A 24,597-nucleotide genomic window follows, 5' to 3' on the forward strand; every position below is an offset into this window, starting at 1 on the left:
GAAAAGTATGAAAGTTGTTCAAACAAGCAAGGCACCACAAGCGATTGGACCTTACTCACAAGGGATTATTGTAAATAATATGTTTTATAGCTCAGGACAAATTCCATTAACGGAAAATGGGGAGCTTGTAACAGGAGATGTAACAGTACAAACAGAACAAGTATTTCAAAATTTACAAGCGGTATTAGAGGAAGCAGGTGCTTCATTTGATACAGTCGTAAAAACAACAGTATTTTTAAAGGACATGGATGATTTTAATGCAGTGAATGAAGTATATAGCTCTTATTTCTCTACTCATAAACCAGCTCGATCTTGTGTGCAAGTAGCAAAATTACCGAAAGATGTTTCCGTTGAAATTGAAGTAATCGCCCTAGTTAAGTAACCTTTTGTAAGCGATAACCTCCACTAATCTCTATATTCAACTACATTAAAAATTTTTATCTTAAAAATTTTTAAAAAATTAAAGGGAAAATAGAAAATTTGTGGAATTTATACAAATATATCGCTTATTTAGAAAAGGGTGGTGAACACAAGATGGAAGTGACTGACGTAAGATTACGCCGCGTAAACACAGAAGGCCGCATGAGAGCAATTGCCTCTATTACTTTGGACCATGAATTTGTTGTTCATGATATTCGTGTAATTGATGGTAATAATGGATTATTTGTAGCAATGCCAAGTAAACGTACTCCAGATGGAGAGTTCCGTGACATTGCACATCCGATTAATTCTGGTACACGCTCTAAAATTCAAGATGCGGTTTTAACAGAGTATCATCGTTTAGGCGAGTTAGAAGAGGTTGAGTTTGAAGAAGCAGGTGCTTCGTAAAATTCGAATGAAAAGGGCTTTGACGAAAAGCCTTATAATTTTGTAGCAAACTCCTGTAAGCATTTACAGGAGTTTGTTTTTTTTACTTTATATTTGTAAATTTCATAATTCATTAATATAAAAAGAAGAAACTACTAATTTTTTCAAAATCATTTTAAATAGTATAGCTTATTTCTTAAAAAAGATACTAAAGAGTAAAACATCTTATAAGAATTATGGTAAAATTTAATAGTTAAAATGTGTTTCTTGAAATATATGATGATTTAGGATAATATCTTTAATGGATAAATAGGTTGCGATGGAGGGTCTATATGTCAAACAGATTTGCAGTGATTCTAGCTGCAGGTAAAGGCACACGTATGAAGTCTAAGCTATACAAAGTGCTGCATCCTGTATGTGGAAAACCCATGGTACAACACGTAGTCGATCAAGTATCTCAATTAGGATTGCAGAAACTTGTAACGGTTGTTGGACATGGTGCTGAAATGGTACAAGAACAGCTAGGAAACGTAAGTGAGTTTGCATTACAAGCAGAACAACTTGGTACAGCACATGCTGTAGATCAAGCTGCAAGTGTACTTGCAAATGAAGAAGGAACAACTTTAGTTATTTGTGGTGATACGCCGCTAATAACTGCTGAAACGATGGAAGCATTACTTCAGCAACATAAAGAAGCAGGAGCAATGGCGACGGTGCTAACAGCGTACATAGAAGAACCTGCTGGATATGGCCGTATTGTTCGTAATGAGAATGGTCATGTTGAAAAGATTGTTGAGCATAAAGATGCAAATGAGAAAGAATTAGCTATTAAAGAAATCAATACAGGTACGTATTGTTTTGATAATAAGGCTTTATTTGCTTCACTTTCTAAAGTTTCAAATGATAACGTACAAGGTGAATATTACCTTCCAGATGTTATTGAGATTTTAAAAAATGAAGGTCATATCGTATCAGCTTATCAAACAGAGCAGTTCGATGAAACGTTAGGTGTTAACGACAGAGTCGCTCTATCGCAAGCGGAAATTATTATGAAAAACCGTATCAACCGAAAGAACATGGTAAATGGTGTTACAATTATTGATCCAAGTAACACTTATATTTCTGCTGATGCAATTATCGGTAGTGATACAGTTCTTCATCCAGGAACAATTATTGAGGGGAACACTGTAATTGGTTCTGATTGTGAAATTGGACCGCATACAGTAATTCGTGATAGTGAAATTGGAGATCGTACGACAATTCGTCAATCTACTGTACATGATAGTAAACTTGGTACAGAAGTATCGGTTGGTCCATTTGCACATATTCGCCCAGATTCAGTTATTGGAGACGAAGTACGCGTTGGAAACTTCGTGGAAATCAAAAAAACTGTCTTTGGTAATAGAAGTAAAGCTTCACACTTGAGTTATATCGGGGATGCACAAGTTGGAGAAGACGTGAATCTTGGTTGTGGTTCAATTACGGTGAACTATGACGGTAAGAATAAATTCAAAACTGTGATTGGTAATGGGGTATTTATTGGATGTAATTCAAACCTTGTTGCTCCAGTAACAGTTGAAGATGGTGCTTATGTGGCAGCAGGCTCTACAATTACAGAGAATGTTCCATCAAAAGCATTATCGGTAGCACGTGCACGTCAAGTTAACAAAGAAGACTATGTTGATCAATTGCTGAATAAGAAAAAATCATAATGTGGAGGGTTAATCTAGATGTCGACTCAATATCTAAATTCTAATTTGAAAGTATTCTCTTTAAACTCTAATAAGGAACTTGCTGAGCAGATTGCAAAGCATATTGGAGTAGGACTAGGAAAATGTTCTGTTGATCGTTTTAGTGATGGAGAAGTTCAAATTAACATTGAAGAAAGTATCCGTGGTTGCGATGTATTCATTATTCAATCTACAAGCTTCCCAGTAAACGAACATATCATGGAATTACTTATTATGATCGATGCATTAAAACGTGCATCTGCGAAAACAATTAATATTGTTATTCCTTATTATGGTTATGCGCGTCAAGACCGTAAAGCGCGTTCTCGTGAACCAATTACATCGAAACTTGTAGCAAACTTGCTTGAAACAGCAGGTGCAACTCGTGTAATCACTCTAGATTTACATGCTCCACAAATTCAAGGGTTCTTTGATATCCCAATCGACCACTTAATGGGTGTACCGATTCTTTCTGATTACTTTGAAACAAAAGGTCTTAAAGATATCGTAATCGTGTCTCCTGATCATGGTGGTGTAACTCGTGCAAGAAAAATGGCAGATCGTCTAAAAGCGCCAATCGCTATTATTGATAAGCGTCGCCCTCGCCCGAACGTATCAGAGGTAATGAACATTATCGGTAATATTGAAGGCAAAACAGCGATTTTAATTGATGACATCATTGATACAGCTGGTACAATTACATTAGCAGCAAACGCTCTTGTTGAGAACGGTGCTTCTGAAGTATATGCTTGCTGTACACACCCAGTATTATCTGGTCCAGCAATTGAACGTATTCAAAATTCAAATATTAAAGAGTTAGTTGTAACGAACTCTATCGTATTACCGGAAGAGAAGAAAATCGACAAAGTACATGAACTTTCAGTTGCTCCATTAATCGGAGAAGCAATCATTCGTGTATACGAAGAAGAATCTGTGAGTGTATTATTCAATTAATTGGATAGAATGAGACGTAACCAAAATTGGTTACGTCTTTTCGTATCGAAAAAAGAAAGTAGTGGTACAAGAATGAAATTGATAGTAGGACTTGGGAACCCAGGTAGAGAATATGAATTAACAAGGCATAATATTGGATTTATGGCCATTGATGAACTTGCGAAGCGTTGGAACATTTCTTTGAATGAACAAAAATTTAAAGGTGTATTTGGTGCAGGGTTTGTTAATGGAGAAAAGGTAATCTTATTAAAGCCGCTAACATATATGAATTTATCTGGAGAAAGTATTCGTCCACTCATGGATTATTATAAAATTGATGTTGAGGACTTCGTTGTTATGTACGACGATTTAGACATTCCTGTAGGTAAATTGCGTCTTCGCATGAAAGGTAGTGCTGGTGGACATAATGGTGTAAAGTCAACGATTTCACACCTAGGAACACAAGAATTTCAACGTATCCGTATGGGAATTGATCGCCCGAAAAATGGAATGAAGGTAGTCGATTATGTATTAGGACGCTTTACATCTGAAGAGATTCCGGATGTTAACCATTCTATTGAAAAAGCAGCGGATGCATGTGAAGAGTGGCTAAATAAGCCTTTTCTCCAAATCATGAATACTTTCAATAGTTAAAAATGAGATTAGGAATATTTCTTTTTTGTTTTACCCATACTAGTAGTAATTTAATTTTTAGGAGGCTAGTATGGAAGGGTATTATTATTGCAGACACTGCGGAGGTAATGTAGGCTCCATTAACGCAGAAAAAGTATATAGCGACGTTTTATTTCAACTAACAGAGCAAGAAGTAGTAGAGATGATTCATTTTCATGAGAATGGAAATATATATATAAAAACGATTTGTGAATCGTGTCAAGAAACGCTCGCATCTTATCCTGAGTATTATGAATATGAAAAATTTCTGCAATAAAATGTTGTCGCTTTGGCATGTCCAAAGCATTTTTCTGTTTTCCTTTTCCGAAATATTTGCATAAAATAGAATGGCTTGCTCTTTATGTTGAGAGGAGTTTTAAAAATGATAGGTTTATTAGAGCAATTTTATAAAAATAAAGAGATACAATCAGTTATTAATGGATTAGAAGATGGGTTAAAGGAACAACTTATATCAGGGATGGCAACGTCTTCTCGTTCATTATTAATGGCGGCTTTATATAAAAAAACAAAAAAATCACAATTAATCGTGACACATAACTTATACCAAGCGCAAAAAGTACATGAAGATTTAGTGGCGTTACTTGGTGAAAAAGATGTGTGGCTATATCCAGTGAATGAACTTATAGCATCGGAAATTGGGGTTGCAAGTCCAGAATTGAAGGCGCAACGTATAGAAGTGTTAAATCGCTTGGCTGCTGGAGAGAATGGAATCATTGTAGCTCCAGTGGCAGGATTGCGTAGATTTTTACCAATAAAAGAATTGTGGAAGCAAAAGCAAGTTGAAATCAATCTAGGGCAAGAGATTGATTTAGATGCGCTCTTGCATACTTTACATCATATTGGCTATGAACGTAAGTCGATGGTAGAAGCTCCAGGGGAGTTCAGTTTGCGCGGGGGAATATTAGATATTTATCCTTTAACTGAAGAACTACCATTTCGTATTGAATTCTTCGATACAGAAGTCGATTCTATTCGATTATTTGATGTGGATGAACAGCGTTCTCAAGGAAAAAAAGAAAGCGTTAAGTTTGGTCCGGCAACAGAGTTTTTATTTTCACAGGAAGAATTAAAATCAGGAATTCAGCATCTTGAAGAAGGTTTGACTAAGACGATGCAAAAACTTTCTGATGATAAACTAAAGACTACAGTACTTGAGACGGTAAGTCATGAAATTGAGATGTTGAAAAACGGGCAAAGTATAGAACAGATGTTTAAATACTTATCTATTTTCTATAAAGAACCTGCTAGTCTGATAGATTATTTACCAGAAGACGGTGTTGTAATTTTAGATGAGATTTCCCGTATTCAAGAAACAGCATCACATCTGGAAACAGAAGAGGCGGAATGGTATATATCACTTCTTGGTGAAGGAACAATTATTCAAGATTTATCTTTCTCTCACGCATTCGAGGGATTTCTTCATCATAAAAAAAGAAATTTTGTATATTTAACGTTATTCTTGCGTCATATTGCACACACACATCCGCAAAATATTGTGAATGTAACATGTAAAACAATGCAAGATTTCCATGGACAGATGAATTTGTTAAAAACAGAAATTGATAGATGGAATGAAGGGCATTTTACGACTGTTGTACTTGGAACAGATGATGAACGTGTGAAAAAATTACAACATATTTTAAGTGATTATGATATTGAGGCAGATATTGTGGAAGGTACAGATATCTTATTGCCTGGAAGGTTACAAATTGCTGTAGGTGATTTACATGCAGGATTTGAAATGCCGATGCAAAAGCTTGTTGTCATTACTGAAAAGGAGCTTTTTCATAAGAAAGTTAAAAAATCACAACGTAAACAAAAGTTATCGAATGCTGAACGTATTAAAAGTTATTCGGAATTAAAAGTTGGAGATTATGTAGTTCATGTAAATCATGGTATAGGTAAATTTTTAGGTATTGAGACATTAGAGATTAATGGTGTTCATAAAGATTATTTAAATATTAAATATCAAGGTAATGATAAGTTATACGTTCCAATTGAACAAATTGATCAAGTCCAAAAATATGTAGGGTCTGAAGGTAAGGATCCAAAAGTTTACAAATTAGGTGGTAATGATTGGAAGAAGGTTAAAACGAAAGTTGAAAAATCTGTACAAGACATTGCGGATGACCTAATTAAACTATATGCTGAACGCGAAGCTTCAAAAGGCTATGCATATACGCCAGATACAGCAGAACAACAAGAGTTCGAATCATCTTTCCCATATCAAGAGACAGAGGATCAGTTACGTTCTATTGACGAGATTAAAAAAGATATGGAACGCGGACGCCCGATGGATAGGCTCCTTTGTGGTGATGTAGGGTATGGAAAGACTGAAGTGGCTATTCGTGCGGCATTTAAAGCAATTATGGATGAAAAACAAGTTGCAATTTTAGTACCGACAACGATTCTTGCGCAGCAACACTATGAAACAATTCGAGAGCGTTTTCAAGATTATCCAATCAATATAGGATTATTAAGTAGATTCCGTACGAGAAAACAACAAAATGAAACGATTAAGGGTTTAAAGGATGGCACAATAGATATTGTAATCGGAACACATCGTATTTTATCTAAAGATGTTACTTATAAAGATTTAGGGCTTCTTATTATTGATGAAGAACAAAGATTTGGTGTGACGCATAAAGAGAAAATTAAACAATTGAAGGCGAATGTTGACGTATTAACATTAACGGCAACTCCGATTCCACGGACGCTTCATATGTCTATGCTTGGTGTGCGCGACTTATCTGTTATTGAGACACCGCCAGAAAATCGTTTCCCAGTCCAAACGTATGTAGTAGAGTATAATCCAGCATTAATGCGAGAGGCGATAGAGCGAGAGCTTGCAAGAGGCGGTCAAATTTACTTCCTATATAACCGTGTAGAGGATATTGAAAGAAAAGCAGATGAAATTTCGATGTTAGTTCCAGATGCCCGTGTAACATACGCACATGGGAAAATGAACGAAAGTGAATTAGAGTCTGTTATGCTATCATTTTTAGAAGGACAGCATGATGTTCTTGTAAGTACAACAATTATTGAGACGGGTGTAGATATTCCGAATGTAAATACGTTAATTGTATTTGATGCAGATCGTATGGGATTATCACAGTTGTATCAGCTTCGTGGGCGTGTTGGACGTTCTAATCGTGTTGCATATGCATACTTTGCCTATAAACGTGACAAAGTGCTGTCAGAGGTTGCAGAGAAGCGTCTGCAAGCAATTAAAGAGTTCACGGAACTTGGATCTGGTTTCAAAATTGCGATGAGAGATTTATCTATTCGTGGAGCAGGTAATTTGTTAGGGGCAGAGCAGCATGGATTTATTGATTCTGTCGGATTTGATCTATATTCTCAAATGTTAAAAGATGCAATTGAACAGCGTAGAGGAACAGATGGGGCTGAAAATACAGTTAATGTTGAAATTGACTTAGAGGTAGATGCATACTTACCAGATGCTTATATTTCAGATAGTAAGCAAAAAATTATGATGTATAAACAATTTAGAGGTGTTTCTGCAATTGAGGATATTGAAGAATTGCAGGAAGAAATGATCGATAGATTCGGTGATTATCCACAAGAAGTCGGTTATTTATTACAAATTGCAAATATCAAAGTGTTGGCAATGAAAGAACAAATTGAGTTAATTAAACAGAATAAATTTGAAGTAACATTCCTGTTTTCTGAACAAGCAAGTCAAAATATTGATGGTGGAAAATTATTCATGCTTGGAAATAGTTTTGGACGTATGATCGGTTTAGGAATGGAAGGATCACAATTGAAAATTGTTATGAAAACAAATGGTTTAGAGACATCGAAGTGGTTAACAATTGCTGAAAATTTATTAAAAGGCTTACCAGATGTAAAAAAAGAAGTAATAAATGCCTAAAATAAGATAAAAAAATACAATTCGACGTGCATAGAAGAACTAATGTGTAAAATACTATGTCTAACAGTTGGTGATTTTTACATGAACAGGTAAATTCACCACTTTGATCATCAGTAGAAAGTGAGGCAGCATTAGAATGAAAGCAACTGGAATCGTACGTCGAATTGATGATTTAGGCAGGGTAGTAATCCCGAAGGAAATTCGTAGAACTTTACGTATTCGAGAAGGAGACCCACTAGAAATATTTGTTGATCGCGATGGAGAGGTAATTTTAAAGAAGTATTCTCCAATTAGTGAACTAGGTGATTTTGCAAAAGAATATGCTGAGGCTTTATATGACAGCTTAGGACATAATGTGCTTGTCTGTGATCGAGATTCTATCATCGCAGTATCAGGCGTATCGAAAAAAGAATACTTAAATAAAAGTGTTGGCGATTTAATCGAAAAAACGATGGAAGAACGAAAGTCTGTTATTATGACGGACGAAAGTGATATTTCCATTATCGATGGTGTAACAGAAAAGGTTCATTCTTATACAGTTGGACCGATTGTTGCAAACGGAGACCCGATTGGAGCTGTCATTATTTTTTCGAAAGAAGCTATTATAAGCGAAATCGAGCATAAAGCGGTTAATACTGCTGCCAGTTTCTTAGCGAAACAAATGGAACAGTAAGGGTGTATAATTTTAGAAGTAGCAATTTTTCCTAATTATGATCTTTCTTTTTGAGAAATCAATTATTTGGAGATATATGTATATTGAATGAAGGTAGCGCTTTGCTACCTTTTTTCGTTGAGTATTTTTAACGGTGCAGGAACCTATTATTACCCGTGGTGGTAAGGCAGCTTGTTCATTTCTTTATGATATAATACGAGAGGTGAGAATAGAAAAAGGAGTTTTCTTATATGGAAGCGAAGAAGTATCAAGCCTTTTGGCGCGGGGCTATTATATTAACGATTGCAAGTTTTGTTACAAAAGTATTAAGCGCTTTTTACCGTATTCCATATCAAAATATAGCGGGTGATATTGGTTTTTATATTTACCAACAAATTTACCCGTTTTATGGATTTTGTTTAATTTTAGCTACTTATGGGTTTCCTATTATCATTTCGAAAATGGTTGCAGAACGACTAGAGCGGGGAAAACAAAAAGAAGCAGAAGAAATTATTTGTGTATCTTTTTGGTTTTTATTGGGAATTGGTTTTATAGGCTTCTTTACATTGTTTTTTGGGGCCAAAACAATTGCGATAGCTATGGGTGATATATACTTAGATAAGTTACTACGTGTTATTTCATTTTCATTCTTATTGATGCCGTTTTTGTCTGTAGCAAGAGGGTATTTTCAAGGCTTCAATAATATGATGCCAACAGCTGTTTCGCAAGTAATAGAACAAACAATTCGAGTTTCTATTATTGTATTTTTATCGCTATTCCTAATTGCTCACGGATTTGATTTATATACAGTTGGTGCAGGGGCTATGTTAGGCTCAATTGCGGGTGGACTTATTGGGATTATTGTACTTATGTTGTATATGCGTCGAGATTTTCGTTCTATATTTTTCAAAAGTGTAGCGAGAATTAAGGGCAAAAGGAGGATAATTAAAATCCTTTTTTGGCAGGGGTTAGCGATTTGTGTTAGTAATTTAGTGCTTATTTTTATACAGATGGCAGATTCAATATCCTTGTACACCTTACTTATTGGTGCGGGAGAACAGGTTGAAAGTGCAAAGGTATTAAAGGGTGTTTATGATAGAAGTATTCCGCTAATGCAATTAGGTACTGTTGTGACGACTTCTTTCTCGTTGTCACTTATTCCAATTATTACAGCGGCGAAGGAAAGAGGAGATCTTTCCTTTATTCAAGAAAAGGTAAAGTTAGCAATGAAAATAACACTTGTTATTGGACTTGCAGCAGCTATTGGACTAACTTGTATTATTCAACCTACGAATATTATGTTGTTTGAAAATAGTGATGGATCAGATGTTTTATCTATTTTATCTTTATCTATTTTATTTAGCTCGTTGTCAATTACGACGGCTTCTATTTTACAAGGGTTGGGACAAACATTTAAGCCAGCATTATTTGTTGTATTTGGAGGTTGCTTAAAGTTAGCGTTAAATTATATATTTATGCCTTATTTTGGTGTGAAAGGGGCAGCCTTTGCGACTTTGTGTGCGTTAATTATAATTTCTGGGCTAAATAGTTTGTTGCTTATGAGAGCTGTATCAGGATCGCTTATCAATAAGCGAAATATGTTAGGTGTAGTGATTAGTGGTATCTGTATGGGATTTGTATTAATGATGTTCACACGTGTGTTGCAGGTGTCTGGATTAGTAATTGATACGGAACATAGAGGAATCGCGACGCTTGAAGCGTTGCTAGGTGTAGTTGTCGGCGGATTGACATATATGTTTTTAATTTTGAAATTACGTGTATTTACAAAAAAAGAATTAGGAACCGTTATGAAACAAGAGAAAAAAGAAGGTTCATTGAAGAAGAGTGGATAGAGGTGACAGATTGTGAGTGGAATCATTACTATTTTAGGTTTAGGTGCTGGTGAATTAGATCAGCTAACGATGGGTGTATATCGAAAGATAAAAGAAGCAGATCATCTGTTTGTTAGGACGAAGGAACATCCAGTTATAGAAGAATTGGAGAAAGAAGGCGTGCAATATACGGCTTTTGATGATGTATATGAAGCGCATGATACGTTTGAAATTGTATATGAAACAATTGCGAATAAATTGCTAGAACAAGCTGAAGGTACAGAAATTATCTATGCTGTTCCAGGGCATCCGCTTGTAGCAGAAAGAACAGTTCAGCTACTGTTGGAAAAAGGTGAAGATTCAAATGTTGAATTGCGAATTGAGGGTGGACAAAGTTTCCTTGATCCTATGTTTGCAAGCCTAAAGATTGATCCAATTGAAGGATTTCAATTACTTGACGCTACATCATTTAAAAGAGGACAATTAGAATTACGTCAACATCTAATCTTTTGCCAAGTATATGATGCATTCGTTGCATCTGATGTGAAATTAACATTAATGGAGATGTTGCCGGATGATTATGAAGTGTATATCGTAACAGCTGCAGGAACTTCATTTGAACAAGTAAAGAAGGTACCGTTGTATATGTTAGATCATGAAACGGAATTGAATAATTTAACGAGTGTGTATGTGCCGCCAGTTCAGGAGCGTGCATCCTTGTATCAACAGTTCGATGTACTTAGAGAAATTATTGCAGAACTTCGAGGCCCAAATGGTTGTCCGTGGGATAAAAAGCAAACACATCAATCATTAAAGAAATATTTAATTGAGGAAGCTTATGAAGTATTGGAAGCAATTGATGAAGAGGATGATGATCACTTAGTAGAAGAATTAGGTGATATATTATTACAAGTTATGCTTCATGCTCAAATTGGAGAAGATGAAGGTTGGTTTTCTATAGATGATATCATTCGAACTCTATCTGAGAAAATGGTTCGTCGCCATCCACATGTATTTGGAAATACGGATGTAAACAATGCTGATGAAGTGATTGCCAATTGGGAAGAAATTAAAAAACAAGAAAAAGGATTCGTGAAAGAATCTGTTTTAAATGGCGTTCCAAAAAGTTTGCCGCAGTTACTACGCGCCTATGAAATTCAGAAGAAAGCCGGTAAGGTTGGATTTGATTGGGTTGATGTGCAGCCTATGATAGAGAAAGCTTTGGAAGAATGGCAAGAGTTCCAACAAGAAGTTACAAACATGGATGAGGAAAAGATGCTAGGTGAGTTTGGTGATTTACTATTTGCATTTGTTAATATAGCTCGTCATTATAAAATAGATCCAGAAGAGGCGTTACGTTCAACTAATGAGAAATTTACTGGTCGTTTTTTATACATGGAGGCAAAAGTAGCTGAAATGAATAAAGAGATGGAAGATTTATCATTAGAACAGTTAGATGTTTTATGGGAAGAAGCGAAACAAACAGAGCGTTAATAGGGGGATTTGAGATGCGTCTAGATAAGTTTTTAAAAGTGTCACGTTTAATTAAAAGAAGAACATTAGCGAAAGAAGTAGCTGATCAAGGAAGAATATCTATTAATGGTCAAGTGGCAAAAGCAAGTTCGGATGTGAAAGTAGCTGATGAATTAACAATTCGTTTTGGTCAAAAAATAGTGACTGTAAAAATAAATGAATTGAAAGAAACAACTAAAAAAGAAGATGCAGCAAATATGTATAGCTTAGTTCGCGAAGAAAAAGTAAAAGCGGAAGAAGGCTTGTTCTAAAATCATTTATCCCCTCATACATTACTATTAGCTAGTAAAAACCTATGGGGGGATTTACGTGAATAATGGTTACTCACCTACGTCTTCTAATCAACAAAATGTTTCTGTGGAGCATGATATTATTATGCGTGGAAGGCGTGTAATTGATATTACTGGTGTGAAGCAGGTAGAGAGTTTTGATAGCGAAGAGTTTTTACTCGAAACCGTAATGGGTTTTTTAACGATTCGTGGTCAAAATTTACAAATGAAAAATTTAGATGTAGAAAAAGGTATTGTGTCGATTAAAGGGAAAGTTCATGAGATGCTGTATATTGATGAAAATCAAGGAGAAAAAACTAAAGGTTTCTTTAGTAAGTTGTTTAAATGAGCTTAACAATTCAGTTGTATACAATGCTTTCAATGATTGGAATGGGTGCTTGGATTGGAGCATCTTTAGATACATATCAACGTTTTTTAAAGCGTCAAGAACGTAAACGTTGGCTTGTATTTATACATGATATACTATTTTGGATTGTCCAAGCATTATTTGTCTTTTATGTATTGCTTCTCGTAAATGAAGCTGAGTTACGTATATATGTGTTTTTGGCATTATTATGTGGTTTTGCGGCATATCAAAGCTTACTGAAAGCACTATACATGAAGCTGTTAAATTTTCTCATCTATATTTTTATGCAAACAACATATTTTTTTGTTCGAATTATACAGCTACTCATGATAAAACCTGTTATTATTATAGCGCAGCTATTTATTGCATTTATATTATTCTTATTTCGTATACTGCTTTCAATTGGACATGTGTTATGGAAAATGGTGATTTGGATATTACTTTTCATATGGAAAGTTTTTTTCTGGCCTGTTCGATTTATTGCTTCGCTCATATGGAAACTTCTCCCTAATCGTGTTAAACTTTTTATAGTGAAACATATAGGGTTCCTGCAATATATAGCAAAATTGAAGGGACATATCTTCCAAATATGGGAGCGTATAAAAAAGAAGTTAGGGGGACCTCGGAAATGAGGGAACTGAGACAAAGAACAATCGAAAAACAGAGTCCAAATCCTGTTAAAGAGCATATAATACAAACGGATGAGAACAGGAAGCGACTTTATCGCCGTTTAGCGGTTTTTCTTGTCTTTACTTTTACAATTATTGCGAGTATTAGTGTAACGTTTTATCAACAAAACAGTTCCATTAAAGCAAAAGAAGCAAAAGTTAAGGACATGAAAAAAGAACTGGATTCATTAACGAATAAAGAAAAAAGTCTAAAAGACGAAGTTCAAAAGTTAAATGATGAAGAGTACGTATTAAAGATTGCTAGAAGGGATTATTTCTTCTCTGGTAAAGGGGAGATAATTTTTCCTGTTTCGAAGTAGAGTATGTCTTATTGACACTATATTTTAGGATTATATATAATAAAGTAAAATTTGACTTTTTAACCACTAAGGAGGAGCATTTTTTTTATGTCAATCGAGGTAGGCAGCAAGTTACAGGGTAAAGTAACAGGTATTACAAATTTTGGGGCTTTTGTGGAGCTGCCAGAAGGCTTAACTGGTCTTGTTCATATTAGTGAAGTTGCTGATAACTATGTAAAAGATATTAACGATCACTTAAAAGTGGGCGACCAAGTAGAAGTAAAAGTTATTAATGTTGAAAAAGATGGAAAGATTGGTTTATCTATCAAAAAAGCGAAAGAACGTGAAAAAACAGAAGGAGATCGTCCACGCGGTGAATACCAACGCGGTGGTGATCAACAACGTTCTGGACGTCCACAACGTAATAATCGCTCTTTCAACAGAGATAATCGAGGTGGCGGTAACGACCGAGCTCCAAAAGAAACATTTGAGCAAAAGATGGCACGCTTCTTAAAGGATAGCGAAGATCGTTTAACTTCTTTAAAGCGTAACACAGAGTCTAAACGTGGTGGCCGTGGCGCACGTCGCGGATAATAAGACCGTTTAGTTTTTAACATATAGAGAGGTACCCAGAGTGATGGCTCAGGGTACTTTTTTATATGTGAAAATATATTTTAAAAAAGTTTTCAAGATATGTTGACTTTAAATAATATCTGATGTAAGATACTAATTGTCCGTTAAATACGACGACATGGCGGTGTAGCTCAGCTGGCTAGAGCGTACGGTTCATACCCGTGAGGTCGGGGGTTCGATCCCCTCCGCCGCTATATTTAATTTAACGGCCCGTTGGTCAAGTGGTTAAGACACCGCCCTTTCACGGCGGTAACACGGGTTCGAATCCCGTACGGGTCATCTAAAAAGATCATGCAAATTTGCATGATCTTTTTTTTGTTAAATGGATTAAGATATACAACACTTCTACAAAATCACCCTATATTTTCTGAATATTTAATTAAAAAATCGAAATAACTTACATACCGTGTATATCTGTAGAGTTATTTCGAATAAAAAGTCGAACGATTATAAAAGTGAAAACTGTTGTTTTGACAAAAATCCCAACAATCATCTTTTATAATGACAGTAATTAAACTATGCAGGTGGTGTTAAAAGTATGCCTAAAGCAGGAAGGAATACTATGAATACAAGTGTATTGGCAATGAATGAGAGTCAGCTTGGAGGAATAAAGTGGACGAGTAAGTTGCGAATGAAATTTGAACAAGTTTTCTTTAGATGGGGATTTATTATTGTTGTTATTGGTTTTCTTTTGGGAAGAGCATATATATTAACAAATATCTTACCGTTTGCACTACCATTTTTTGCTGCTGTTTATGTTATGAAGCGGGATAAGATGCCGCTAGCATTTTTAGCTCTAATGGGAGGAGCTCTTTCAGTCTCGATAGATAATTTGTTTTTTACTTTTGCATCTATCTTTACTTTCTTCATTTATAATATCTTCTTTAGTAGATTCACACGTAAAACCGTTGGACTTGTTCCATTTCAAGTATTTATCTCCGCATTAACCGCACACTTAGTTGTTGTATATTTTGCACAACAAACTGTCACCATGTACGATTTACTCGTTAGTACCATTGAGGCTGGGCTTAGTTTTGTATTAACTATGATATTTTTACAAAGTGTTCCGCTTTTAGTAGAAAGGAAAGGAAAACAACAGGCGTTAGAGACGGAAGAAATTGTTTGTTTGATTATATTACTAGCATCTGTTTTAACGGGTACAACAGATTGGTTTGTATATGATGCTTCTATTCAACATATTTTTACACGGTATTTAGTACTAGTATTTGCATTTATTGCGGGTGCTGCTACAGGATCTACAGTGGGGGTCGTAACAGGTTTGATATTAAGTTTAGCAAATGTATCTAGCTTGTCCCAGCTTAGCCTTCTTGCTTTTTCTGGATTGCTTGGTGGGTTGTTAAAAGAAGGGAAGCGTTTAGGTGTTAGTTTAGGTTTATTAATTGGGACAAGCTTAATTACATTATATGTAGACAAACAGACAAATATTGTAACGACTTTAATTGAGTCAGGCGTAGCGATTGCTATCTTCTTATTAACGCCAAAGCTTGTTTTAGATCGTATTGCTAAATTTATGCCAGGTACACAAGAGCATTCGCAAGATCAACAACAATATTTAAGAAGGATGCGCGATGTTACAGCGAACAAAATCAACCAATTTGCAAATGTATTTGCTGCTTTATCTAATAGCTTTTCTGTATATGGGTATGTAGAGGAAGAAGATAAAGAGACAGAAGCAGATTTGTTTTTGAGTACAATTACTGCGAAAACATGTCAAACATGCTTTAAAAAGGATCAATGCTGGGTAGTGAATTTCGATAAAACGTACGATTATATGAAACAAATAATGAGTGAAACGGAAGAAGGAACCCTGCAACATAATCGTAAATTAGTTCGTGAGTGGGACAAGCATTGTGTGAGAGGGAAAAAAGTGACGGATTTAGTAGCGGGTGAATTAGATCATTTCTATGAGGGACAAAAATTACGAAAACAAATGAAGGAAAATCGTAGAATAGTTGCGGAGCAACTATTAGGTGTATCAAAGGTTATGGAGGATTTTGCTAAGGAGATACAACGAGAGCGTGAAAATCATCAGGTGCAGGAAGAACAGATTATGCAAGCGTTCCGTGATTTTGGTGTCGAAGTAGAGCATGTTGATATTTATTGTTTAGATAGAGGAAGTATTGATATTGAAATGTTGATTCCCGTTGCATCTAATGAACATGGTGAATGTGAAAAGTTAGTTGCACCGATGCTTTCGGATATCCTTAAAGAAAATATTGTCGTTAAACATGAAGAAAAGTCTTCTTATCCGAATGGCCACAGTTTAATATCATTCGGTTCGGCGAAGACGTATTCTCTTGATACGGGATTGGCCACAGCCGCAAAGGGCGGTGGATTTGTTTCGGGTGACTCTTATGCGATGATGGATTTAAGTGTTGGCAAATATGCACTTGCGATTAGTGATGGTATGGGGAATGGGCAAAGAGCTCATATGGAAAGTAAGGAAACGGTGAAATTATTACAAAAAATACTCCAATCCGGTATTGACGAAGAAATAGCGATTAAGTCTATTAATTCAATTCTTTCTTTGAGAACGACGGAAGAGATGTTTACGACATTAGACTTAGCTATGGTAGATTTGCGAGATGCGAGTGCAAGGTTTTTAAAGATCGGATCAACGCCGAGTTTTGTTAAACGCGCGAATAATATTTTGAAAATTGAAGCAAGTAATTTGCCGATGGGAATCATCGAAGATGTTGAAGTTGATGTGGTGGGTGAACAATTAAAAACGGGCGATATCCTTATTATGATGAGCGATGGGATTTTTGAGGGAGCGCAGCATGTAGAGAATCATGAATTGTGGATGAAACGAAAAATTAAAGAATTGCAAACCGAAGACCCGCAAGAAATTGCTGATATCATTATGGAAGAAGTGATTCGCTCTTGTGATGGTTATATAAATGATGATATGACTATTGTAGTGGCAAAAGTGAAGAAAAATATGCCGAAGTGGGCTACGATTCCGATTGTAGGCATGCAGGCGCAGTAAAATGTAAGTGGAATGTTTATCTAAAATTTGATTTTAAAAACCTAGGCGAATACCTAGGTTTTTTTGTGGGAAAAGGTAATGCTATTGATTTTGTGAATACAGACGGAGGATGTAAGATAAAAATGTAATTTTTGTATATCTTTTTTTTGCACAATGTTTGTAAAAGTTGTACCATTATAGACAAGGCGACTAATGTTGCTGTTCTTGTTTAATGAAAGGTGATTGCGAAGTTGAAAGATACATTTGTTGAAAAAGTAGATGACTTTGTAAAGCAGCATGATGTATTAAAGAATGATTCAACAATTGTTGTGGGAGTTTCTGGTGGTCCTGACTCGTTAGCCCTTTTATATTATTTATTAGAAAAAAGAGCGGAAAAACAGTTGGAAATTGTAGTAGCTCATGTGGATCATATGTTTAGAGGTGATGAATCTCATGAGGATTTACAGTTTGTGCAGGACCTTTGTGAAGAACTGGGAATTATTTGTGAAACGATAAGAATTAATGTATCACAATATCAACAGCAATACGGGATGAATGCACAGGTTGCTGCTAGGGAATGCAGATATGCATTTTTGGAAAGAATAATGAAGAAATATGATGCAAGATATGTTGCTCTTGGACATCATGGAGATGATCAAGTAGAGACGATTTTAATGCGTCTTGTAAGAGGGAGTACTCCGAAAGGATATGCAGGAATTGCAGTGAAGCGTCCTTTTCATAATGGATATTTAATTAGGCCGTTACTTGGGGTAACGAAGGAAGAAATTGTTGATTACTGTAATAAGCTAAATTTAATTCCACGTATAGATCCGAGTAATAAAAAGGAAGTATATACAAGGAATCGATTACGTAAATATGTCCTTCCTCACTTAAAAGAAGAAAATCCACAAATGCATGAGAAATTCCAAAAATTTAGCGTGCAGATGCAAGAGGATGAGGCTTATTTGCAGGAATTAGCTTTTGAGAAAATGAATAAAGTAATTACAAAAAAAAGTGATAAACAAATTAGCTTATCAATTCCTGCCTTTGAATCCATGTCTATGCCTTTACAAAGAAGAGGGATTCAACTAATATTAAACTATCTTTATGAATATAAGATTCCATCTTCTCTTTCTTCTATACATATTGACAAGGTGATTGAGTTTTTTAAGCGGACACAACCTTCAGGTTCACTTGATTTTCCAGGTGATTTGAAAATTGTTCGTACATACGAGGAGTGTAGCTTTAGATTTAAACAAGAAATTGTCTCTCCTTTTTTGCAAGATTTATCAGTACCCGGGATCATTACGCTATTGAACGGGGATGAATTTGTAACAGAGGTGAGCGAAGATATACCAAGTAACATGAATGAAACAGTATTTGTTGCTAAGTATAATGATATATCATATCCACTTCGTATTCGTTCTAGGGAAAATGGAGATCGCATGTCAATACAAGGTATGGATGGCACGAAAAAGATAAAAGCTATTTTTATCGAAGCGAAAGTACCAAAAGAAAAAAGGGAAGAATGGCCGGTCGTTTGTGATGCAAGTGGGAACATTATTTGGGTACCCTTGTTGAAGCGATCTGCATTTGCAATTTCGAAAGAGATGGCAAAGAAGGGTAAATATATGATTATTCACTACAAAAGCAAGGAGTCTTCCGGGAGGATAATGAAATGATGAATCAAGATATCGAAAAAGTATTAATTTCTGAAGAACAAATACAAGAAAAGGTGCGCGAACTAGGTGCAGTTATTGCAGAGGATTATAAAAACACAGTACCCCTTGCAATTGGTGTATTAAAAGGCGCAATGCCATTTATGGCAGATTTATTAAAGAGAACAGATACATATCTTGAAATGGATTTTATGGCTGTATCTAGTTATGGTCACTCTACAGTTTCAACAGGCGAAGTGAAAATTTTAAAAGATCTTGATACTTCTGTAGAAGGTCGTGATATTTTAATCGTCGAAGATATTATTGATAGTGGTCTTACACTAAGCTACTTAGTAGACTTATTCAAATATCGTAAAGCGAAGTCTGTAAAAATTGTTACATTATTAGATAAGCCAACAGGCCGTAAGGTTGATCTGAAAGCGGATTATGTTGGATTTACTGTTCCACATGAATTTGTAGTAGGATATGGATTAGATTATAAAGAGCAGTACCGTAATCTTCCTTATGTAGGCGTATTAAAACCAAGCGTTTACTCGAATTAATTAAATACAGGCTTTACAATTGTATAGGAAAGTTTTTCTATGTTACGATTTACTATAGTGTTTATGCCGTGAGAGGAGGTTAGGAATGAATCGTATCTTCCGTAATACCATCTTTTATTTACTGATATTCTTAGTAGTAATTGGAATCGTGAGCTATTTTAATGGTTCGACACAAAAAACGACATCAGTTAGCTACGACAAATTCATTACTAAACTAGAAAGCGGTGAAGTGCGTAATGTGCAACTTCAACCGAAAAATGGTGTATTTGAGGTAAAAGGACAATTCAATAACTCTAGCCAAGGAGAACAATTTGTTACTTATGCACCAAATACTGAGGAATTACAAAAGAAAATCAATGATAAAGCGAAAGGTGCCGAAGTTAAGTATCAACCAGCAGAAGAAACAAGTGCTTGGGTAACATTCTTTACTTCAATCATTCCGTTTGTCATCATCTTCATTTTATTCTTCTTCTTATTAAACCAAGCTCAAGGCGGCGGTAGCCGTGTTATGAACTTCGGGAAAAGTAAGGCGAAGTTATATAATGATGAAAAGAAAAAAGTTCGTTTCAGAGATGTTGCTGGGGCGGATGAAGAGAAACAAGAACTTGTTGAGGTAGTTGAATTCTTAAAAGACCCTCGTAAGTTTTCTGAAGTTGGTGCCCGTATTCCAAAGGGTGTCCTATTAGTTGGACCTCCAGGTACAGGTAAAACTTTATTAGCACGTGCTGTTGCAGGTGAGGCTGGCGTTCCATTCTTCTCTATCAGTGGTTCTGACTTTGTAGAGATGTTTGTCGGTGTCGGTGCATCACGTGTACGTGATTTATTTGAAAATGCAAAGAAAAATGCTCCTTGTATCATTTTCATTGATGAAATTGATGCAGTAGGTCGTCAACGTGGCGCAGGTCTTGGTGGTGGTCATGATGAGCGTGAGCAAACATTGAATCAGTTACTTGTTGAAATGGATGGATTCGGTGCAAACGAAGGTATTATTATCATTGCTGCGACAAACCGTCCAGACATTCTTGACCCAGCGTTATTACGTCCAGGTCGTTTTGACCGTCAAATTACAGTAGATCGTCCAGATGTAAATGGCCGTGAAGCTGTACTGAAAGTACATGCGCGTAATAAACCGCTTGATGAGCATATTAATTTAAGAGCAATTGCGACTCGTACACCAGGATTCTCTGGTGCGGATCTTGAAAACTTATTAAACGAAGCTGCTTTAGTAGCTGCACGTCGAGATAAGAAGAAAATTGATATGAGTGATATCGATGAAGCAACGGATCGTGTTATTGCAGGTCCAGCTAAGAAAAGTCGTGTTATCTCTGAAAAAGAACGTAATATCGTTGCTTTCCATGAAGCAGGCCACACTGTAATTGGTGTTGTTCTTGATGAGGCTGATGTCGTTCATAAAGTAACAATTGTCCCTCGTGGTCAAGCTGGTGGATATGCGGTAATGCTTCCGAAGGAAGATCGTTACTTCATGACAAAGCCAGAGTTACTTGATAAAATCACTGGTTTACTTGGTGGTCGAGTAGCTGAGGAGATTGTATTTGGTGAAGCAAGTACAGGTGCTCACAACGACTTCCAACGTGCGACTGGTATTGCAAGACGTATGGTTACGGAATTCGGTATGAGTGATAAGCTTGGACCGATGCAATTTGGTAGCTCACAAGGTGGTCAGGTATTCTTAGGAAGAGACTTCCATTCAGAACAAAACTACAGTGATGCAATTGCGCATGAAATTGATGTGGAAATGCAAACGATTATTAAAGACTGTTATGCTCGTGCGAAACAAATTCTTACTGAAAAACGAGATAAGCTTGATATTATCGCAAAAACGTTACTTGAAGTAGAAACATTAGATGCAGAGCAAATTAATCATTTATATGATTATGGCAGATTACCTGAGCGTCCAACATCTTCAGATGATGTGAAAGTAAACATCAATATGAAGAAAGACGATGAAGATAAAGAAGATAAGTAAGAAATGAAGGAGTGACTATCGTCACTCCTTTTTTATTTGTTAAGATTTTTGCTAATTACTATTGAGGGCTTAGTGGATAAAGTAATTTAAGTAAAACTAGTATTAAAAATTGAAATAGAGAGCAATCTTTTTGTAAAATGATGAGGATAGGAAAGCTGATTATATAAGTATGTGTGATATGATGTTTTTATAAGTTTTATACATACTACACAAATATAGATTAAATAAGATAAGTGGTGAGAATATGATTTTTGTATTGGATGTAGGGAACACAAATGCTGTACTAGGCGTGTTTGAAGAGGGGGAACTTCGTCAGCATTGGCGCATGGAAACAGATCGTCATAAGACAGAAGATGAATATGGAATGCTTGTAAAACAGTTACTTGATCATGAGGGTCTCTCGTTTGAAGATGTGAAAGGTATTATTGTGTCTTCAGTCGTACCACCAATTATGTTCGCTTTAGAACGTATGTGTGAAAAGTATTTTAAAATTAAACCGCTTGTAGTAGGACCTGGAATAAAAACGGGGCTAAATATTAAATATGAAAATCCACGTGAAGTAGGCGCAGATCGAATTGTAAATGCAGTAGCAGGAATCCAATTGTATGGAAGTCCACTTATTATTGTTGATTTTGGTACGGCTACTACATATTGTTATATTAATGAAGAAAAGCATTATATGGGTGGAGTTATTACGCCAGGAATTATGATTTCAGCAGAGGCTTTATATAGTAGGGCGGCAAAACTTCCTCGTATTGAAATTACAAAACCGAGCAGTGTTGTTGGGAAGAATACAGTAAGTGCGATGCAATCAGGTATTCTTTATGGTTATGTAGGACAAGTGGAAGGTATTGTTAAGCGTATGAAAGAGGAAGCTAAACAAGAACCGAAAGTTATTGCAACAGGTGGATTGGCGAAATTAATTTCAGAGGAATCGAATGTAATTGATATTGTAGATCCATTTTTAACGTTAAAAGGCTTGTATATGTTATATGAGCGTAATGCAAATTTACAGCAGGAGAAAGGTGAATAAATAAGTATGAAAGATTATTTAGTAAAAGCGTTAGCGTTTGATGGAGAAGTACGTGCGTATAGTGTACGTACAACAAATACAGTAAGTGAGGCACAAAGACGTCATGATACATGGAGGACAGCTTCGGCGGCACTTGGTCGTTCTTTAACTGCAGGTACAATGATGGGTGCGATGTTAAAAGGTGATCAAAAGTTAACGATTAAGGTAGAAGGTAATGGTCCGATTGGCCCTATCTTAGTGGATGCTCATGCAAATGGAGATGTACGTGGCTACGTAACGAATCCACATGTTGATTTTGAAGGAACGGAACAAGGGAAATTACGTGTATATCAAGCGGTAGGTACAGAAGGTTTTGTAACAGTAATTAAAGATATTGGTATGCGTGAGCCGTTTATCGGTCAATCCCCAATCGTTTCGGGAGAACTAGGGGAAGATTTCACGTATTATTTCGCAGTTTCTGAGCAGACGCCTTCTTCTGTTGGTGTCGGTGTTCTTGTAAATGGAGATGACAGCGTATTAGCGGCGGGTGGATTTATCCTTCAAATTATGCCGGGCGCACAGGAAGAAACAATTTCATTCATTGAAGATCGTTTGCAAAAAATCCCGCCTGTATCAACATTGATTGAACGAGGCCTTTCTCCAGAAGAGCTACTATATGCAGTCCTTGGAGAAGATAAAGTAAAAGTATTAGAAACAATGGATGTTCAATTTAATTGTACGTGTTCACGTGAGCGTATTGAGAGTGTGTTAATTAGTTTAGGTAAAACAGAGTTAGAGCAAATTCGTGAAGAAGAAGAAGAGACAGAAGTTCATTGCCATTTCTGTAATGAACGTTACAAGTTCTCTAAAGAAGATATTACAAATTTAATTGAGAATTTGTAATAAGGGGATTAACCCTCCGAATAGATTGACAAACAGGGAATTTTCTGACAAAATCTAAATATAGATAAAACCAATAAAAATACTCGGTGTTAGGAGTGACAGGAATGCGAGTGGCACAATCAGTTTCAGAATTAATCGGGAAAACGCCGATCGTTAAGTTGAACCGCATCGTAGAATCAGACAGCGCAGATATATACTTAAAACTAGAATTTATGAATCCGGGGAGTAGCGTTAAAGATCGTATTGCACTAGCTATGATTGAAGATGCTGAAAAAAAGGGATTGTTAAAAGAGGGCGATACAATCATTGAACCAACAAGTGGTAACACAGGTATTGGTTTAGCGATGGTAGCGGCTGCTAAAGGATATAATGCAATTTTAGTAATGCCAGAAACAATGAGTATTGAGCGTCGTAATTTATTACGTGCTTACGGTGCTGAATTAGTATTGACTCCAGGTCCTGAAGGGATGGGTGGAGCAATTCGTAAAGCAACTGAATTAGCAAAAGAGCATGGTTACTTTATACCGCAACAGTTCCAAAATCAATCGAATCCACAAATTCACCGTTTAACAACAGGTCCAGAAATTGTTGAACAAATGGGTGATCAATTAGATGCGTTTATTGCAGGTATTGGTACAGGTGGAACAATTACTGGTGCTGGTGAAGTGCTGAAGGAAGCATATGAAGGTATTAAAATTTATGCAGTAGAACCTGCGGATTCACCAGTGTTATCTGGTGGGAAACCAGGTCCACATAAAATCCAAGGAATTGGGGCGGGATTTGTCCCAGAGACATTGGATGTAGAAGTATATGATGAAATTATTCAAGTGAAAACAGAGCAAGCATTTGAATATGCGAGAAGAGTGGCTAAAGAAGAAGGTATTTTAGTTGGTATCTCTTCAGGAGCAGTTATTTATGCAGCAACAGAAGTTGCGAAAAAGTTAGGTAAAGGGAAAAAGGTACTCGTTATTATTCCAAGTAACGGTGAACGTTATTTAAGTACACCACTTTATCAATTTGAATCATAATTAAATGCGATTGAAAAAGCATCCTTGAAAAAGGATGCTTTTTCTTTTTGGATTGGAAATAGGAAAAGAGTGAATGACTAGAAAACTTCATGTAAAATAAGAGGTAGTATAATTAAATTATTTTCACTAGCCTTCGAGTATAATCAATC

Annotated in this window: 22 protein-coding genes and 2 tRNA genes; all 24 read left to right on the top strand. The window is 36.0% G+C overall.

All coding sequences use genetic code 11. The annotated features are described in order from the left end of the window. The first annotated feature begins 7 nt into the window (after window positions 1–7). The 24 genes from NZ044_RS00270 (at window position 8) to cysK (ending at window position 24,448) form a co-directional block, all read left to right on the top strand. Window positions 8–382: a RidA family protein gene (locus NZ044_RS00270; protein ID WP_000869823.1), complete on the top strand. Its 375-nt coding sequence runs from the start codon at window positions 8–10 to the stop codon at window positions 380–382. A 152-nt stretch (window positions 383–534) separates the two neighbouring features. Next, complete coding sequence (spoVG, locus tag NZ044_RS00275) at window positions 535–828, top strand: septation regulator SpoVG (protein ID WP_000454041.1); 294 nt, start codon at window positions 535–537, stop codon at window positions 826–828. A gap of 311 nt (window positions 829–1,139) precedes the next feature. Then, window positions 1,140–2,519, top strand: coding sequence for a bifunctional UDP-N-acetylglucosamine diphosphorylase/glucosamine-1-phosphate N-acetyltransferase GlmU (gene glmU, locus NZ044_RS00280; RefSeq protein ID WP_000071039.1), 1,380 nt, complete (start codon window positions 1,140–1,142; stop codon window positions 2,517–2,519). Window positions 2,520–2,537: 18 nt separating this feature from the next. Continuing rightward, window positions 2,538–3,491: a ribose-phosphate diphosphokinase gene (locus tag NZ044_RS00285; protein WP_000107420.1), complete on the top strand. Its 954-nt coding sequence runs from the start codon at window positions 2,538–2,540 to the stop codon at window positions 3,489–3,491. 72 nt (window positions 3,492–3,563) lie between these two features. Beyond that, complete coding sequence (gene pth, locus NZ044_RS00290) at window positions 3,564–4,124, top strand: aminoacyl-tRNA hydrolase (protein WP_000767702.1); 561 nt, start codon at window positions 3,564–3,566, stop codon at window positions 4,122–4,124. Between the two features lie 70 nt (window positions 4,125–4,194). Continuing rightward, window positions 4,195–4,419, top strand: coding sequence for an anti-sigma-F factor Fin family protein (locus tag NZ044_RS00295; protein WP_000399438.1), 225 nt, complete (start codon window positions 4,195–4,197; stop codon window positions 4,417–4,419). 105 nt (window positions 4,420–4,524) lie between these two features. After that, a complete protein-coding gene (gene mfd, locus NZ044_RS00300) occupies window positions 4,525–8,055 on the top strand; it encodes a transcription-repair coupling factor (RefSeq protein WP_000579721.1) in 3,531 nt (1,176 codons plus the stop codon). Between the two features lie 136 nt (window positions 8,056–8,191). After that, window positions 8,192–8,728: a stage V sporulation protein T gene (gene spoVT, locus NZ044_RS00305; RefSeq protein WP_000648306.1), complete on the top strand. Its 537-nt coding sequence runs from the start codon at window positions 8,192–8,194 to the stop codon at window positions 8,726–8,728. Between the two features lie 230 nt (window positions 8,729–8,958). After that, window positions 8,959–10,560, top strand: a complete 1,602-nt coding sequence (locus tag NZ044_RS00310; protein WP_000387575.1) for a putative polysaccharide biosynthesis protein — start codon at window positions 8,959–8,961, stop codon at window positions 10,558–10,560. 12 nt (window positions 10,561–10,572) lie between these two features. Next, the gene (gene mazG / locus NZ044_RS00315; RefSeq protein WP_000014231.1) at window positions 10,573–12,033 is read left to right on the top strand and encodes a nucleoside triphosphate pyrophosphohydrolase; all 1,461 of its coding nucleotides are present in this window, start codon (window positions 10,573–10,575) and stop codon (window positions 12,031–12,033) included. A gap of 14 nt (window positions 12,034–12,047) precedes the next feature. Next, a complete protein-coding gene (locus NZ044_RS00320; protein ID WP_001234876.1) occupies window positions 12,048–12,323 on the top strand; it encodes an RNA-binding S4 domain-containing protein in 276 nt (91 codons plus the stop codon). Between the two features lie 58 nt (window positions 12,324–12,381). After that, window positions 12,382–12,690: a sporulation protein YabP gene (yabP, locus tag NZ044_RS00325; protein WP_001059105.1), complete on the top strand. Its 309-nt coding sequence runs from the start codon at window positions 12,382–12,384 to the stop codon at window positions 12,688–12,690. Beyond that, a complete protein-coding gene (gene yabQ / locus NZ044_RS00330) occupies window positions 12,687–13,340 on the top strand; it encodes a spore cortex biosynthesis protein YabQ (RefSeq protein WP_000059770.1) in 654 nt (217 codons plus the stop codon). The genes yabP and yabQ overlap by 4 nt, the downstream gene beginning before the upstream one ends. Further along, window positions 13,337–13,696 (top strand): cell division protein DivIC, encoded by a 360-nt coding sequence (divIC, locus tag NZ044_RS00335; protein ID WP_001208739.1) that lies wholly within the window; start codon window positions 13,337–13,339, stop codon window positions 13,694–13,696. The genes yabQ and divIC overlap by 4 nt, the downstream gene beginning before the upstream one ends. An 87-nt stretch (window positions 13,697–13,783) precedes the next feature. Beyond that, window positions 13,784–14,269, top strand: coding sequence for a S1 domain-containing RNA-binding protein (locus tag NZ044_RS00340; protein WP_000021451.1), 486 nt, complete (start codon window positions 13,784–13,786; stop codon window positions 14,267–14,269). 159 nt (window positions 14,270–14,428) lie between these two features. Continuing rightward, window positions 14,429–14,502 (top strand) — tRNA-Met (locus NZ044_RS00345). Between the two features lie 13 nt (window positions 14,503–14,515). Further along, window positions 14,516–14,587 (top strand) — tRNA-Glu (locus NZ044_RS00350). Window positions 14,588–14,846: 259 nt separating this feature from the next. Then, window positions 14,847–17,318, top strand: a complete 2,472-nt coding sequence (spoIIE, locus tag NZ044_RS00355; RefSeq protein ID WP_001123558.1) for a stage II sporulation protein E — start codon at window positions 14,847–14,849, stop codon at window positions 17,316–17,318. A gap of 230 nt (window positions 17,319–17,548) precedes the next feature. Further along, a complete protein-coding gene (tilS, locus tag NZ044_RS00360) occupies window positions 17,549–18,979 on the top strand; it encodes a tRNA lysidine(34) synthetase TilS (protein ID WP_000655456.1) in 1,431 nt (476 codons plus the stop codon). Beyond that, on the top strand, window positions 18,976–19,518 hold the full coding sequence (gene hpt / locus NZ044_RS00365; RefSeq protein WP_000981846.1) for a hypoxanthine phosphoribosyltransferase: 543 nt from the start codon (window positions 18,976–18,978) through the stop codon (window positions 19,516–19,518). The genes tilS and hpt overlap by 4 nt, the downstream gene beginning before the upstream one ends. An 85-nt stretch (window positions 19,519–19,603) precedes the next feature. Then, window positions 19,604–21,505: an ATP-dependent zinc metalloprotease FtsH gene (gene ftsH / locus NZ044_RS00370; RefSeq protein WP_001079668.1), complete on the top strand. Its 1,902-nt coding sequence runs from the start codon at window positions 19,604–19,606 to the stop codon at window positions 21,503–21,505. A gap of 244 nt (window positions 21,506–21,749) precedes the next feature. Next, window positions 21,750–22,538 carry a type III pantothenate kinase gene (locus NZ044_RS00375; protein WP_000578366.1) on the top strand — a complete coding sequence of 263 codons (789 nt, stop codon included), beginning with the start codon at window positions 21,750–21,752 and terminating at the stop codon, window positions 22,536–22,538. A gap of 6 nt (window positions 22,539–22,544) precedes the next feature. Then, window positions 22,545–23,420: a redox-regulated molecular chaperone HslO gene (hslO, locus tag NZ044_RS00380; RefSeq protein ID WP_000656369.1), complete on the top strand. Its 876-nt coding sequence runs from the start codon at window positions 22,545–22,547 to the stop codon at window positions 23,418–23,420. 104 nt (window positions 23,421–23,524) lie between these two features. Then, complete coding sequence (gene cysK / locus NZ044_RS00385) at window positions 23,525–24,448, top strand: cysteine synthase A (RefSeq protein ID WP_001261716.1); 924 nt, start codon at window positions 23,525–23,527, stop codon at window positions 24,446–24,448. Window positions 24,449–24,597 lie beyond the last annotated feature (149 nt).

Origin of the sequence: Bacillus sp. FSL K6-1338, from assembly GCF_038006965.1 — a bacterium.
Lineage (GTDB): Bacteria > Bacillota > Bacilli > Bacillales > Bacillaceae_G > Bacillus_A > Bacillus_A thuringiensis_S.

Excerpts from the sequence above, each read along its gene's own strand:
- NZ044_RS00270 (WP_000869823.1), top strand. The coding sequence starts at position 8 with ATGAAAGTTGTTCAAACAAGCAAGGCACCACAAGCGATTGGACCTTAC.
- spoVG (WP_000454041.1), top strand. The coding sequence starts at position 535 with ATGGAAGTGACTGACGTAAGATTACGCCGCGTAAACACAGAAGGCCGC.
- glmU (WP_000071039.1), top strand. The coding sequence starts at position 1,140 with ATGTCAAACAGATTTGCAGTGATTCTAGCTGCAGGTAAAGGCACACGT.
- NZ044_RS00285 (WP_000107420.1), top strand. The coding sequence starts at position 2,538 with ATGTCGACTCAATATCTAAATTCTAATTTGAAAGTATTCTCTTTAAAC.
- pth (WP_000767702.1), top strand. The coding sequence starts at position 3,564 with ATGAAATTGATAGTAGGACTTGGGAACCCAGGTAGAGAATATGAATTA.
- NZ044_RS00295 (WP_000399438.1), top strand. The coding sequence starts at position 4,195 with ATGGAAGGGTATTATTATTGCAGACACTGCGGAGGTAATGTAGGCTCC.
- mfd (WP_000579721.1), top strand. The coding sequence starts at position 4,525 with ATGATAGGTTTATTAGAGCAATTTTATAAAAATAAAGAGATACAATCA.
- spoVT (WP_000648306.1), top strand. The coding sequence starts at position 8,192 with ATGAAAGCAACTGGAATCGTACGTCGAATTGATGATTTAGGCAGGGTA.
- NZ044_RS00310 (WP_000387575.1), top strand. The coding sequence starts at position 8,959 with ATGGAAGCGAAGAAGTATCAAGCCTTTTGGCGCGGGGCTATTATATTA.
- NZ044_RS00320 (WP_001234876.1), top strand. The coding sequence starts at position 12,048 with ATGCGTCTAGATAAGTTTTTAAAAGTGTCACGTTTAATTAAAAGAAGA.
- yabQ (WP_000059770.1), top strand. The coding sequence starts at position 12,687 with ATGAGCTTAACAATTCAGTTGTATACAATGCTTTCAATGATTGGAATG.
- divIC (WP_001208739.1), top strand. The coding sequence starts at position 13,337 with ATGAGGGAACTGAGACAAAGAACAATCGAAAAACAGAGTCCAAATCCT.
- NZ044_RS00340 (WP_000021451.1), top strand. The coding sequence starts at position 13,784 with ATGTCAATCGAGGTAGGCAGCAAGTTACAGGGTAAAGTAACAGGTATT.
- spoIIE (WP_001123558.1), top strand. The coding sequence starts at position 14,847 with ATGCCTAAAGCAGGAAGGAATACTATGAATACAAGTGTATTGGCAATG.
- hpt (WP_000981846.1), top strand. The coding sequence starts at position 18,976 with ATGATGAATCAAGATATCGAAAAAGTATTAATTTCTGAAGAACAAATA.
- ftsH (WP_001079668.1), top strand. The coding sequence starts at position 19,604 with ATGAATCGTATCTTCCGTAATACCATCTTTTATTTACTGATATTCTTA.
- NZ044_RS00375 (WP_000578366.1), top strand. The coding sequence starts at position 21,750 with ATGATTTTTGTATTGGATGTAGGGAACACAAATGCTGTACTAGGCGTG.
- hslO (WP_000656369.1), top strand. The coding sequence starts at position 22,545 with ATGAAAGATTATTTAGTAAAAGCGTTAGCGTTTGATGGAGAAGTACGT.
- cysK (WP_001261716.1), top strand. The coding sequence starts at position 23,525 with ATGCGAGTGGCACAATCAGTTTCAGAATTAATCGGGAAAACGCCGATC.